General features: G+C 39.3%; 12 protein-coding genes. 6 read left to right on the top strand and 6 right to left on the bottom strand.

The annotated features are described in order from the left end of the window. Positions 1–209: 209 nt before the first annotated feature. The 4 genes from BLS14_RS07995 to BLS14_RS08015 all read left to right on the top strand — a co-directional run bounded on the left by BLS14_RS07995 (position 210) and on the right by BLS14_RS08015 (position 4,672). On the top strand, positions 210–818 hold the full coding sequence (locus BLS14_RS07995) for an RNA polymerase sigma factor (protein ID WP_240321261.1): 609 nt from the start codon (positions 210–212) through the stop codon (positions 816–818). Next, entirely contained in the window at positions 779–1,756 is a 978-nt protein-coding gene (locus BLS14_RS08000; protein WP_090950854.1) for a hypothetical protein, read from the top strand. The genes BLS14_RS07995 and BLS14_RS08000 overlap by 40 nt, the downstream gene beginning before the upstream one ends. Before the next feature lie 709 nt (positions 1,757–2,465). Then, positions 2,466–3,080, top strand: coding sequence for a TetR/AcrR family transcriptional regulator (locus BLS14_RS08010; RefSeq protein WP_063562634.1), 615 nt, complete (start codon positions 2,466–2,468; stop codon positions 3,078–3,080). A 77-nt stretch (positions 3,081–3,157) separates the two neighbouring features. Continuing rightward, positions 3,158–4,672, top strand: a complete 1,515-nt coding sequence (locus BLS14_RS08015) for a DHA2 family efflux MFS transporter permease subunit (protein ID WP_063562635.1) — start codon at positions 3,158–3,160, stop codon at positions 4,670–4,672. A gap of 496 nt (positions 4,673–5,168) precedes the next feature. Here the strand turns inward: BLS14_RS08015 and BLS14_RS08020 are convergent, their stop codons facing one another. The 3 genes from BLS14_RS08020 to BLS14_RS08030 form a co-directional block, all read right to left on the bottom strand. Then, positions 5,169–5,645 carry a PTS sugar transporter subunit IIA gene (locus tag BLS14_RS08020; RefSeq protein WP_090950861.1) on the bottom strand — a complete coding sequence of 159 codons (477 nt, stop codon included), beginning with the start codon at positions 5,643–5,645 and terminating at the stop codon, positions 5,169–5,171. A gap of 52 nt (positions 5,646–5,697) precedes the next feature. Next, complete coding sequence (locus BLS14_RS08025; protein ID WP_090950866.1) at positions 5,698–7,161, bottom strand: glycoside hydrolase family 1 protein; 1,464 nt, start codon at positions 7,159–7,161, stop codon at positions 5,698–5,700. Between the two features lie 151 nt (positions 7,162–7,312). Next, positions 7,313–8,692 (bottom strand): PTS transporter subunit EIIC, encoded by a 1,380-nt coding sequence (locus tag BLS14_RS08030; RefSeq protein WP_090950870.1) that lies wholly within the window; start codon positions 8,690–8,692, stop codon positions 7,313–7,315. Between the two features lie 150 nt (positions 8,693–8,842). Here BLS14_RS08030 and BLS14_RS08035 point away from each other — a divergent pair, with 150 nt between their 5' ends. Then, complete coding sequence (locus BLS14_RS08035) at positions 8,843–9,835, top strand: AraC family transcriptional regulator (protein ID WP_090950875.1); 993 nt, start codon at positions 8,843–8,845, stop codon at positions 9,833–9,835. Positions 9,836–10,216: 381 nt separating this feature from the next. Here the strand turns inward: BLS14_RS08035 and arsC are convergent, their stop codons facing one another. Genes arsC through BLS14_RS08050 form a run of 3 tightly spaced genes read right to left on the bottom strand, consistent with a single transcriptional unit; the run spans position 10,217 to position 12,418 of the window. Continuing rightward, a complete protein-coding gene (arsC, locus tag BLS14_RS08040) occupies positions 10,217–10,636 on the bottom strand; it encodes an arsenate reductase (thioredoxin) (protein WP_090950879.1) in 420 nt (139 codons plus the stop codon). A gap of 47 nt (positions 10,637–10,683) precedes the next feature. Continuing rightward, positions 10,684–11,301 (bottom strand): NAD(P)H-dependent oxidoreductase, encoded by a 618-nt coding sequence (locus BLS14_RS08045; RefSeq protein ID WP_079693805.1) that lies wholly within the window; start codon positions 11,299–11,301, stop codon positions 10,684–10,686. Positions 11,302–11,320: 19 nt separating this feature from the next. Beyond that, on the bottom strand, positions 11,321–12,418 hold the full coding sequence (locus BLS14_RS08050; protein ID WP_090806879.1) for a lipocalin-like domain-containing protein: 1,098 nt from the start codon (positions 12,416–12,418) through the stop codon (positions 11,321–11,323). A gap of 124 nt (positions 12,419–12,542) precedes the next feature. Here BLS14_RS08050 and BLS14_RS08055 point away from each other — a divergent pair, with 124 nt between their 5' ends. Then, positions 12,543–13,082: a TetR/AcrR family transcriptional regulator gene (locus BLS14_RS08055; RefSeq protein WP_090950883.1), complete on the top strand. Its 540-nt coding sequence runs from the start codon at positions 12,543–12,545 to the stop codon at positions 13,080–13,082. Positions 13,083–13,211 lie beyond the last annotated feature (129 nt).

Raw genomic sequence — 13,211 nt, forward strand, 5'->3', positions numbered from 1 at the left:
CATCTCCATACTAAATCCGATCATACTAATAGAATGGCTTCTCTCCACAATGTGTCGTCCTCTGTTTATATGACTTAAGCCGCTCGGCTTATACACGAATTTAACATTTTTTCCCCACTAAAATCTAGAATAAATATAAGAAAACAAAATCATTTTTCGGAGGCACTTTTCTTTGTCTTCAAGTGTTATAGGGATAAAAGGTCAAGGAGGTGTTGGCATCGCCGCAGGAATACATTAACTCAGAAGAAGTGGAAACGCTTATCTCCAACATTCAACAAGGAAATACAAACGAATATGAAGCGATCATCAAGATATTTCAACAGCCGATTTTCCGCTATTGCTACCGTTTGCTGGGCAACAGACAAGACGCTGAAGACGCCGTACAGGATGTATTGGTCAAAGCCTATCAATCGCTGCATCAATACAAGAAAGAGAATCATTTTTCGGCTTGGCTGTATCGGATCGCCTATCATCATTGCCTGAATCTGCTGCGAAGACGCCGTATTTATCTTAATGTATTGAAGATTATTTCCTTAGAATCCGTTGTAATAAGCTACGAACAGGAGCTGGATAATATATTGTACAAGCCTCTATGGGCTGCAGCACTGTCTCGATTATCACTGGAGGAACGAAACTTGCTTATACTTCGGGTGTTTGAAGACAAGACTTTCGCGGAGATCGGCACCATTTTGAAGGTCAACCCTAATGCGCTTGTAAAGAGAATGAAACGGATCCAGCAGAAGATTCGGAAATCCATGAAATTGAAGGAGGAATTCGTTTGGAACGAAACAGAGTTGCCCATGAATACCAAGATTTAAAACAAGCATTGAGCAACGAGAGGATGCCTGAAATCGACGTCACCTGCCAGGTAATGCGCAGAATCTCTTTAATTGAAAGCCGCCGTCATTCGGTCTTGAAAAAAACAACGAGAAGCACAGTTGCAATGGGTGGTATGCTCGCCCTCATTTTGCTAATCTCAGTCAGCGCTTATGCCGCTTCGGAATACATCCAGCTCTTTACTCGTGACGGGGTCGTTAAGGTCCAACATGTTGCTTCGGATGAACCTGCTACTGGCACGGCAAACGTATATGATTATTCTGCTGCCCAGGTACAGGACTTTGCTAAGCCGGGGGAATTAATCGCTTTTTTTGTGAAAAGCGACAGAATTTCAGAAATTACAGAGCTTGGACTACGTTTTGAGTATAAAGAACAGCAAATAACTTCGTACTCCGACTTCTTGAAGGAAATCAAACGTACAGGAGCTCCTAACCTGCCTCTAACCGCCATGGGCTATTCCTTCGAGTACGGAAAGATAAACCCAAAATTTCCAACAATTGATGTGCAAAAGGAAGACTCCTATTACCAGAAAGTATATAGTGATCTTAGAGTTCAAGCTGCCAAATCTTCTTCAGGGCAAAAGGTGTTCATGAAGACCGTACCATGGTCAGAGCCTTTAAGCATTAGCGGAATATATTCAAAAGGAAAGGCCCATATCGGAATTTCTGTCATCCTCATGAATGGAGGAAATATGGTTGTAGAGCAGGAGAAAGAGAATTCAACGGACAAAATTTTAGTCGCCGGAACGGAAGTTGTCTATAACAATATGAAAAAAAATGCCGTAAGTTATCATTACCTAAACTGGTACAATGAAGAGCAAGATGCATATTACACACTTTCCAGCTTTGGGGACAAAGAATTAACCAAAGCACAATTTTTACAATTGGCCGGAGAGTTACTAAGAAAAGGAACATCATAAGAAAGCCGATAAACACACAGAAGCTGTTGTGTTTATCGGCTTTCTTAAGTGCCCTTATATCATGAATGAATAATTCCCGATCTTCGGAATCAATATAAAATTAAAGACCTGATAAGAAAGAACGCACACAAAACACCCAGCAATAGAAACATCATTGCTGACTGACGTTCACTCTTCCACAATCGAATTGTATTAGCAATACTCAAAATTTCCAATGCAAGCATATTAATTCTAGTATTCATTTCAATAAAATTAATACACAGTAGAATAAATACCACTATCCCTACAAAAAGAAACCATATCGGTATATTCTTACTAAGCCGTTTAATCATTTCATTCCCCTTCTAAAATTAATATTCTATCTCTAATAGGGTATTCTTCAACTTTATTGAAATACCTTTATAATTTCAATAAAGTAGGAATCGTAGACGTCCACGCTAGTCACGGAAATGCGGGCTTTAATCCCCACTCGTAGCCGTTAACTCATACTCCTGCTCAATGTGGGAATAGCCGATTATTGCGGTGTTTCCAGTTCCAAGGTTGAATTTTTATACGAAACGTCGGATTCCGAGCTCATGCATCATGAGGTGCCTTTTCCACATATGACACGGTGTCATTTTTATTATTGACTTGTGACACAAGTGTCATATATAATTCATTAATCAGCAATTGTGACACGGTGTCACTTATTAGGATTGGAGGATCATATTTGCCCAAAAAAACATTTTTTCACTTATCGAAAGATAAACAGGACACGTTAATTCAATGTGCCAAAAGGGAATTTTCTCGAGTTCCATTACACGAAGCATCTATTGCCAATATCATCAAAGACGCGGGGATCTCTAGAGGAAGTTTTTATCAATACTTTGAGGAAAAAGAGGATCTGTATTATTACCTGTTGAACCAGTCCTCACAAAAAAATAGTGACCGATTTATCGCAGCTTTAAAGGAGAACAACGGAGACATATTCGAAGCTTTTATCGATTCATTTCAATTTATGATTCAGAATCACACCAATCAAGAACACAAAAACTTTTTTAGAAATGCCTTTTTAAATATGAATTATAAAACGGAAAAAACATTTACGAAGAACATTTATGAAGAAAATAGGGATAGCCATCTTTTACCTATCATTGGGTTAATGAATACGGAAACTTTAAATATACAAGGGGACCGAGAATTGCAACATATTTTAAAAATCATTATAGCTGTAACCTTTGATAACCTTATTCAAATATTCGTAAAAGATTTAACCTATGATGAAGCTTTAAAAAATTATGGTGAGCAGATGGAACTGCTGAAAAAAGGATTTAAAAAAATTTAAATAAATAGATGTTTATACACAAATATTTAAACGACTAAGGGATTAAATGAAGTGTAAAAAAAGGAGAAAAGACATATATGGATTCAGCTTTACAAGAAAAAAAACCACCCTATTTAATGATTGCGATTCTTTTTATTGGTGCATTTGTTTCATTTCTAAATAACTCGCTCTTAAATGTAGCGCTGCCATCCATCATGGTGGATTTGAACATTAAAGATTATTCCACGATCCAGTGGCTTTCCACTGGCTATATGCTGGTCAGTGGTATATTGATTCCGGCGTCAGCATTTTTATTAACACGTTTCTCCAATAGAAGTTTGTTTATTACTTCCATGACCATCTTCACTTTAGGTACGGCCATAGCAGCCGTTGCACCAAACTTTGGCATATTGCTTACAGGAAGAATGGTTCAAGCAGCAGGCTCTTCAGTAATGGGACCACTGTTAATGAATATTATGCTGGTAAGTTTCCCACGCGAAAAACGCGGAACAGCAATGGGTATTTTCGGATTAGTTATGATTACAGCCCCTGCAATCGGGCCAACATTATCAGGTTTCATTGTAGAATATTATGACTGGCGCTTGCTTTTCGAAATGATTTTACCGTTAGCCGTCATTAGTTTACTATTAGGGATTTGGAAATCCAAAAATATAATGCAGCAAAACAAAAATGCAACACTGGACTATTTCTCCATCATATTATCTTCCATCGGTTTTGGTGGTTTGTTATATGGGTTTAGTTCTGCAAGTTCAGATGGCTGGACAGATCAAGTTGTCTTAATCACTTTAATCGTTGGAGCTATTGCTCTGATCTCCTTCGTTGTCCGTCAATTGAAAATGGAGACGCCATTATTGGATTTACGGGTTTACAAGTATCCGATGTTTGCCCTTGGCTCTGTTATTGCGATTGTAAACGCAGTGGCGATGTTCTCCGGAATGATTTTAACACCGGCATACGTACAAAACGTAAGAGGTATTACACCACTTGATTCAGGTTTAATGATGTTGCCTGGTGCGATAATCATGGGGATTATGTCACCTATTACAGGTAGACTATTTGATAAATACGGCCCACGTGTTCTTGGCGTAATCGGACTTACGATTACAGCGATCTCAACGTACATGTTGGCAAACTTACAAATCGACTCGACTCACACTTATATTATCCTTGTGTACACTCTGCGTATGTTTGGTATGGCTATGGTGATGATGCCTATTATGACAAACGGCCTGAATCAATTGCCAACACGCTTAAATCCACATGGTACAGCTGTCAACAATACAGCTCAGCAAGTGTCCGGTTCGATTGGTACGGCTATTTTGATTACGATTATGAATTCTGTGACAAAAACAAAAGCTGAAGATTTAATGACTGGTGTTGATCCAACAACTTTGACAGCAGCCAATAAAGCTTTATTAACCCAAGAAGCGTTATTAGCCGGAATTCAATATTCATTCTATATCGCACTTGGCATTAACATTGTTGCATTAATATTAGTTTTCTTCATTAAACGTGCGGAAGTAAGTGATGAACCTGTCGAGGCTTTAAAAAATCAGCAGGGTAACACTAAAACTAAAACCGCAGTAAATTAATTAAAAGCATTTGATCAAAAAAAAATACAGACAATATCAAAGAAATATAATAACTAGGGGCCTACTATCTTAAGGATAGCAGGCTCCATTTTCTTTTCTCTAAACTTACATGTTATGTATGTTTTCAATCTAATCGACCGCGTAAATATTCATCAATGACTTGTTCATTGGGGAGGTTAGATAAATATGTTTATGGAATTAACCATCAAACTAGTGATTAGCTTTTTTGGGCTATGGGCCATCACTTTTATTACAGGTAGAAAAACCGAACGATCATTAGAAATATGACATAAAAACTTACTTTCCCCTCCTCTACCTAAAGAGCTTCATTAAGTCCATGCTTGTCCTATTAGTATTATGGAGAACCACATCATTTAACCACTAAACGATAAGAAACCTGTAGCCGTATAATAGGCTACAGGTTTCTTATACTTAAAAAATGTTAGGATTACTTCTTAAGAAAGTATAATTCCTTGTAGAGAGTTTTTCTTGGGTTTCAATACTTAACCTCAATCATCAAGTCTGGTCCCTTGCCTAAAACCTGTACCTCTTTCACTATTTCTTGGCCGTTTGGAACAATAACTGGACTCAATAGGTCATAACCGGCCTTTTTGATTAAAGGAATATCAAACTCAAGCAGCACTTGACCTTGTACGACACGATCTCCGGTTTGTACATGAGCAGTAAATCCTTCACCTTTTAAAGATACCGTGTTCATGCCGACATGAATTAGAATTTGAACACCAGAATCGTGCTCAAGAATAAGTGCATGCTTGCTCTTCTCCATGATATGGGCAATCTTACCCGAAAATGGCGCTGTCACTTTTCCTTCGGAAGGTTCAACTGCAAATCCGTCGCCCAACGCTCTGCTGGAAAAAGCTTCGTCTTCTACCTCATCCAAAGAGCGAGTTGTACCTTGAATTGGGGAAAAAATCTCCATTGTATGTTCTTGTTTTCTTTTAAATCCAAACATGTTGTTTCCTCTTTTCCTTAGCAGAAGTCTGCCTCTAATCCCATTACTGTCTTCAATCTTCTAAATGCTCACCGTTACTTTTGATACAATTTTGATACCAATAAAATGAATCCTTTTTATACCGTTTATTCGTACCCTGTCCACGGTCATCCCGGTCAACGTAGATTACACCATAACGCTTCCTCATTTCGATCGTACCACAGGAAACAATATCAATAATCCCCCACATCGTGTAGCCGATTAATTCAACTCCATCAATAATAGCCTCTTTCATTTGTTTGAAATGTTCCTTGAGATAGTCAATTCGGTAAGAATCATGAATTTCGCCTTCATTCAATTCATCAAGGGCACCTATTCCATTTTCCGCAATGAAGATGGGCAGTTGATAACGATCGTACATTTGGTTTAAAGAAACCCTCAGACCAATCGGGTCAATTTGCCAGCCCCAATCACTTGCTTTTAGATACGGATTTTTGTTTCCTGTCACTAGGTTCCCGCCGGTTCGATCCCAGTTTTTATCGGTTGTCGCTACCATGGACATATAGTAAGAAAAACTCAGGAAATCAACAGTGTATTCCCGCAAAATATTATCGTCATCCGCCTCTTTATGGACATTGATGTCGTTGTCATTAAAGTAACGTTCCATATAAGCGGGATACTTGCCTCGCGCCATAATATCCATATAAAAATAGTTGGCATATTGTTCATCTAAAATGGACTGCATTACGTCTTCCGGCTTACAGGTCGCAGGATAAGTCGTGAAACGGGCAATCATGCCGCCTACCTTAGAACCCGGGATGATCTCGTGTGCCAGCTTAACAGTTAGGGCATTCGCTATGAATTGGTGATGTAGACATTGGTAAATTGCATTTTCATAGTCTTCTTCCTGATCTTTTATCAAGCACACACCGTTATAGGGGTTAAACTTGCCGGCATTGATCTCATTGAATGGCAGCCAATAATCCACCCGATCTCCCAGTCTTTCGAACAGCACTCTGGCATATCGCAAGTAAAATTCGATGGTTTGCCGGTTTTTCCAGCCGCCGTATTTCGTAACCAAGTTAACCGGAATATTGTAATGCAGGATTGTGGCAAAGACTTTCATTCCTCTTTTGCGACATTCATCAAACAAATCAATGTAAAATTGTATACCTGTCTCATTCGGCTCTGCATCATCACCGTTAGGAAAGATTCGAGCCCAGTTAATGGATGTCCGGAAGATTTTTAATCCTAATTCTTCCATCAATCTTAAATCCTCTTTATAGTTGCTGTAAAAATCAATTCCCCAGCGAAATGGGTAATGGGTCATATCTTTGTCCAATAATGCTTGCTTGAACCGCTCACCAGTCATGTTGATGTTACGATGATGGTCACGCTCCTCTTTGGTCCAGTTGCTGTCAAAATAACGCAAGTCTTGGGTATCCAAACCTTTTCCGCCCACGTCATAGGCACCGTCCGCTTGGGATGCTGAAATTGCCCCGCCCCATAAGAAATCTTCCGAAAACCCTGTTCTCATATTCATATCCTCCAATCAATATTTACATTTTTCTATTTTTGAATGGGGTTTAATCAGAACCCTCGTCCTTATCATATAAAGACTTAAGGTGATGGAACAATGTCAAAAGATCAAATAAAAATAACAAAAAGTAAGATTGTAATTCTAATGTTTAGTGTTTAGATTTTTTCAACAGTACGGTTGTTAAGAAGTAGGACAGGATAAAACTGATGATAGCGCCGATAATTGCATACACAAGATTCATCGCATGATTTGGATCTGCAAAAATGGGTAGAGTCAGTAATCCAGTCGGAGCAAGCGCCAGTCTCTTAACTCCCATAAGGCCAACAAACAATCCACTAATTCCTCCGGCAACCAGTACGGCATAAAATGGTTTTTTCAGCTTGAGATTCACCCCGTAAATGGCAGGCTCTGTTACGCCGAGGAGAGCGGTAAAAGCCGCGGAGTTAGCCAATACTTTAAAATCCGGATCATTCTTGACGTGTCTGGCCACCGCAAATGCAGCTGCGCCTTGTGCAACGTTAGCTACCAGAAATCCGGCGCCAATCATATCGAACCCATAGGTTGTAATGGATTGAATGACAATGGGTATGGTAACAGCGTAATGCATACCCAGCATGATAAATACCGGCCCGAAAATACCAAAAATGAAAGGTAAAATCCACACGAGATGGTTATTCAAAAAATTGATTCCCACTGCAACATATGTTCCGACGATGTTACCTAGTGGAGCTATAAAAATTAGTGCAACCGGTGCCATTACAAGTAATGTGATTAACGGCTTCATAAAGAAACGAACTGATTTTGGGGTTACCCGATCCGCAAACCGTTCAACATAAGAAGCAGCCCAAATCACCAAAATAATCGGGATAACGGATGAACCATAGCTTACCAAGGATACGGGTATCCCCAAAAAGTAAACAGGGTCTTTGGCTTCTACCATAGCCACAAAACTCGGGTGTAATAGAACGCCGCCTAAGGACACAGCCATCATTGGATTCATCTTAAATTTGTTTGCTGCCGAGAATGCCAGCATAACCGGCAGGAAATAAAAAGCCGCATCTGTAACAAAGTTAAGAATGGCATAGGTTTGTGTTTCTTTGGACATAAGATGAGTCATCGTTAAAATGATGAGAAGCGTTTTGAGCATTGCAGCCCCAGTGATAGCAGGCAGTATGGGCGTGAAAATCCCAGAAATCGTACCCAACAAACGCGAAATGACAGACTCTTTTCTTGCAGAGACGTTTGAATCTTCGATTTTGATCTCTTCCTGGTCAGAAGTGTTATCGCTTAACAATGGAACGATCTCATTGTATATTCGCGCCACCTCTTGTCCTACGATAACCTGGAACTGTCCACCACTGTTAACCACACCAAGGACACCAGGAATCGCCTTCATCTTCTCTTGATCTGCCTTAGCAGAATCTTGGAGTGTAAAACGTAATCTTGTAGCGCAATGCGTTAACTGGTTGACATTCTCTCTGCCCCCGATTTCTTTTATGATGTTACTTCCTGTACGCTTGTAGTCCATATCTTCTTCCCCCTATTCCCTGACTTAATATCACTTTTCAATTTGCGGAAAATGTATGACCAGTGATACACTTAAATTGTAAAAAGCTTTGGAAGCGGTAACAATATCATAAAGAAAGCTATACTATATCAAAAGGTAAGGTTGAGTGATATGAACTATAACCAATTGGATTTTTTTCTAAAATCATACACCGATAGTGAAAAAAAGTATTTGGCTAATCCGGATGCGGTAAGCCCGATCTACCAAGATATGATTCAGGTAGATGTCCGGGGGCATATGGTCTATCGCTTTAAACCTCTAAATGTCATTGAAACCGGAATCGCCATTAGTAAGGACTCTCGCTTTACTAGCGTTCCTCTTTACGTTCATACCAATGTCAATATGAACTATATATACTCAGGAGAATGCACGTATGTGGTGGATGATAAAACCATAACGTTAAAGGAGGGTGATGTTTGTGTTTTTGATAAAGACGTTATTCGTATGAAGAACAAGATCGGGGAAAACGATCTTGTCATCAATATCAGTATGAGTGACCAATTTTTATCAAGTAATTTCCTCAGCCGATTAGCTAAACAAAGCATTGTATCCAACCTAATCCTTTCAGCCATATCCAACAGTCAAAATCATGATAACTTTCTGATCTTCCGTACTAAAGGAAACCATAAAATTAAACGTTTGTTTGCCGATTTGCTTTGTGAGTATTATGACTTGCGTATGTACTCAAGTGAGATTATAAACTCGTATCTGGTGATTATTTTTACAGAGCTGCTGCGTATATATCAGGATGACTCCGAAAATCAGAAAATTCAGTTATCCAACGATTCTTCAGGCAATATAGTGGATATCCTGCGTTATATTGAAAAGGAATATTTGAACTGCACCTTATCGTCATTATCCAAACAGTTTGGTTATCATCCGAAATACCTTTCTTATCTTATCAAGGAAAAATCGGGAAAGAATTTCAAAGAACTTCAGGTTTCTTTGAAATTGAAGTTAGCTTGTTATTACTTGGCTAATACTTCATTATCGATTCAAGAAATTGCCGAGAAGGTTCAAATCAGCAACCTGAATTCGTTTTATCAAAAATTCGCAGTGACTTACAATATGACGCCAAAAGCTTATCGCCAGGCTCATAGTTAACCGATTTGGAGAGGAACGTATGAGACCACATCATTAGCTATGATCTATGCATCCTATTCTTCCCCATGAATTTAAAATGTAATAAAAAAGCCGCTGATCTGTTCAGACCAGCGGTGGTACCCTTTGCTTTTTGAGTTATGTTTAACAGCAGTTTGAACCCCCACTAATGACTCGCGTTAATCTCTTGCCACCACATCACTCTCTAGACTTCAGTCCACTTCTTTAAACTGTCATAACTAACGGCTTCTTTGGGTTCCCACGGTATAATCACGGTGTGGTTATTCGAAGCTTTCTAAATCTTCTTAATCCATTCCCGCTCAGCTATTGCTCCCTCTAAGTATTGGATCCATAATGTTAAGTTGCAGGAAAGCTCTGTTTGTGTTATCTGCCTGTTTCAGCGAACGTCTTCATGCGCTCCCCAATCTGGTCACGAACCCTTTGGAATACAGCCCATCTCTCTTCTTCTGTACCTTGTGCTTTCGTGGGATGGTCGAATCCCCAGTGTTCTCGCTTCACTTGTGGAGGGGTTATTGGACATTTATCTGCCGCATCCCCGCATAATGTGACGACGAAATCTGCACTGTTCAGTAGCTCGGAGTTAATGATGTCCGAAGTTTGGGTTGAAATATCGATACCTACTTCGTTCATCGCTTCCACTGCTTTTGGATTCAAACCGTGTGCTTCGATTCCTGCGCTATAAATGTTCCAGTCCTCACTCAGGTATTTCTTAGCCCAACCTTCAGCCATTTGGCTCCGACACGAGTTGCCTGTGCATAGGAAATAAAGTGTTTTTTTGCTCATGTTCATCATCATTACTTGCAATTTGCAAATAAATTTCGAGTTATCGACTAGAATGATGCAAAGCGCTTCTCTGTTTTTTCTAATGCTTTCGTTCTAACTTCTAGTGTACGACCATCCATACCAGCATAGTTATACCATTTCAACTTGTGAAACCCCATTTTCCGAAATGTACCACGAAATAGTATTTTAGTTATGGGATTACCAAATATCCATCTATAGAAGAACCCTGGAGTGGCCATTACTGTTAATAGCGATACTCCCTTAAGCTTTTTTAACTGGCTAACAAAGGGCCTACCTTTTTTAGGTTCCTCATAAATGATTCCTTTGGCAAACACTTTATCCAAAAAGCCTTTCGTTGATGCAGGCATCGCTTCCCACCATATTGGGAAAATAAAGATTATATGATCCGCTGCAAGCAATCTTTTTTGATAATCTTTTACCAGAGGATCAAGGGTTTTCTTTTGTCTCCACGCCGAGAGTTCTGCCCCTGACATCACAGGATTAAATCCATCTGCGTGCAAGTCAATGAGATCTACATTGTGTCCACTGGATTGAAGCCCTCTAGTAACCGAAGCCAATAATGCTGCTGAATAGCTTCTATGATGAGGAACATTCTCAGAAGAATTAGCTGTGTAAGGATGGTCAAATATAATAAGCACTTTCATAGGACTCTTTTCCCTCCTGTTATTCACAAATAATAGCGTCTTTGATGTTGCTAAAGAACATCTGTTCCCAGAGACCTTCCTGCTGATGTACCTCTTGCTTCCCATTCTCATTGACGGTCAACTTAACTGTCCCTATACTACGAACGTATGTTGGATTTATTTTCAAGACTTTTACAGCCACACGCATCGGTAAAGAAAGCTTCATGCCCTCCAATAGAGAACTTGCAACGATATCCGCTTCCCGATGATACTCAATTTGATAAGAAGTGTTATTGCCAGAGGACTGAATAAATTTCAATTGGTTATCCATGAATTTCTTTGTAAAGGGATGCTTAATCGTATCCGTTCGTTCTATCCTCGTGTTCTCCTCACGATCTTCCAGAATCACACCGTCTTTAGCAATCATGATGATAGGCATGCGTGTATAACCATACTTTTTCTCCGCAATGATATCGCAAGATATCACGGTATACGGTCCAATATTAGCACGGCACCAGTACCAATGGTTGATGAGCTTGTTCATTTCTGCGTTTCCCCAATTATGATCGTGATATCCGTTACCAACTAATTCACGGCGTTGTCCATTTACAGTAAGTACGGCCTCCAGATCGGCAGAAGGCTGGGCAACGAACCATGCAAAGAAGTCCTTTTGTTTTTCTCCAAAAAATATATGTCCTGTTTTAGGTCTCCACATGGGCACGATAGATTTCATGGTACAGCGATATTCAATGTCATCGTCAACGAAATGGATTATATAATCCCCATTGGAGTATTGGATACTACTTCTATCAATTTTCACATCACATGTTTCTTTGGAAGCGCGGATTGTACTACCTTTCTCTTCGGATATTTTTTTCGAAATGTTTCTACCATCCGGCATCGTCAGATCAAACCTTATTGTTGGGCATGCCTCACCTTTGAGGTCGAACTCATACTTCGTGTAGAACACGACCACAATCTTAGTACCATCTGTAAATTCGGCGTCAAAATACCACCACTCATAACTACCTGCTTGACCATCTGTTCTCATACCATCTTCCCAATTGGCAGGTTCTTTATTAATCCCTAATCTTTTGTAATCTTCATAGGTATGTGCTAAAGTCACTACCTTGTTCATCCTAAATTCCTCCGCTTCCCATTAGTGTCACACTTGTGTAACTTGTTGGGTTCGATTATAATTGGATGTCTATAAAGCAGTCAATACGTGTGACAGAGGTTACACATTAGAGGTGATTTGTGACATGTCTACTCGCGTTAATCCTATTGCTCAACGATCAAAGAAATGGTTATGTGATGCTTTAATTGAACTTTTACAGGAAAAACCCTATAGCGCAATCACGATAACAGAGATGTGTGATAAAGCCGGTCTAGTAAGAAAAACCTTTTACCGCAACTTCACATCCAAGGAATCTGTACTCGTCGAAATCATTGATTTAATGTTTCAGGATTTTTTTGAATATATTAGTGATCAAAACTTAGGGCCTCATGAAATGCCCCTTGCCTATTTCACATTTTGGGAGAAACATAACGTTTTTCTGCACATTTTAATCGAAAATCAATTATTTGGACTTCTTAACGACCAATACGTTCTTTACTTGGAAGCGATGGAGCATATTATAGGTACTAAGCATGAGTACCAGAGCGAAATAGAAAAAGATTATATGAGAACGATGGTGGCTGCGGGGTTATGGAGCATATTAAAAAAGTGGATAATACGCGGTTGTACGGAGTCAAAAGAAGAAATGGCCAAAATGACACTTGATTTTTTTGATATAGAGTGAAACTTATATTTAGGTTAGACCATACTCTAACTAAGAACTAAACATAGATTATAGAAAGAGATATCAACAAAATGTCAATTTATCTTCATACTATTACGACAATCCTTTGACTTGTCTGTGACAATAGTC

The sequence above is a fragment of the Paenibacillus sp. OK060 genome (assembly GCF_900101205.1).
Classification (GTDB): domain Bacteria; phylum Bacillota; class Bacilli; order Paenibacillales; family Paenibacillaceae; genus Paenibacillus; species Paenibacillus marchantiae.

Bases quoted from the DNA above. Each gene is read 5' to 3' on its own strand.
- BLS14_RS08015 (WP_063562635.1), top strand. From the start codon at position 3,158: ATGGATTCAGCTTTACAAGAAAAAAAACCACCCTATTTAATGATTGCG.
- BLS14_RS08020 (WP_090950861.1), bottom strand. From the start codon at position 5,645: ATGTTTGGATTTAAAAGAAAACAAGAACATACAATGGAGATTTTTTCC.
- BLS14_RS08025 (WP_090950866.1), bottom strand. From the start codon at position 7,161: ATGAGAACAGGGTTTTCGGAAGATTTCTTATGGGGCGGGGCAATTTCA.
- BLS14_RS08030 (WP_090950870.1), bottom strand. From the start codon at position 8,692: ATGGACTACAAGCGTACAGGAAGTAACATCATAAAAGAAATCGGGGGC.
- BLS14_RS08035 (WP_090950875.1), top strand. From the start codon at position 8,843: ATGAACTATAACCAATTGGATTTTTTTCTAAAATCATACACCGATAGT.
- arsC (WP_090950879.1), bottom strand. From the start codon at position 10,636: ATGAGCAAAAAAACACTTTATTTCCTATGCACAGGCAACTCGTGTCGG.
- BLS14_RS08045 (WP_079693805.1), bottom strand. From the start codon at position 11,301: ATGAAAGTGCTTATTATATTTGACCATCCTTACACAGCTAATTCTTCT.
- BLS14_RS08050 (WP_090806879.1), bottom strand. From the start codon at position 12,418: ATGAACAAGGTAGTGACTTTAGCACATACCTATGAAGATTACAAAAGA.
- BLS14_RS08055 (WP_090950883.1), top strand. From the start codon at position 12,543: ATGTCTACTCGCGTTAATCCTATTGCTCAACGATCAAAGAAATGGTTA.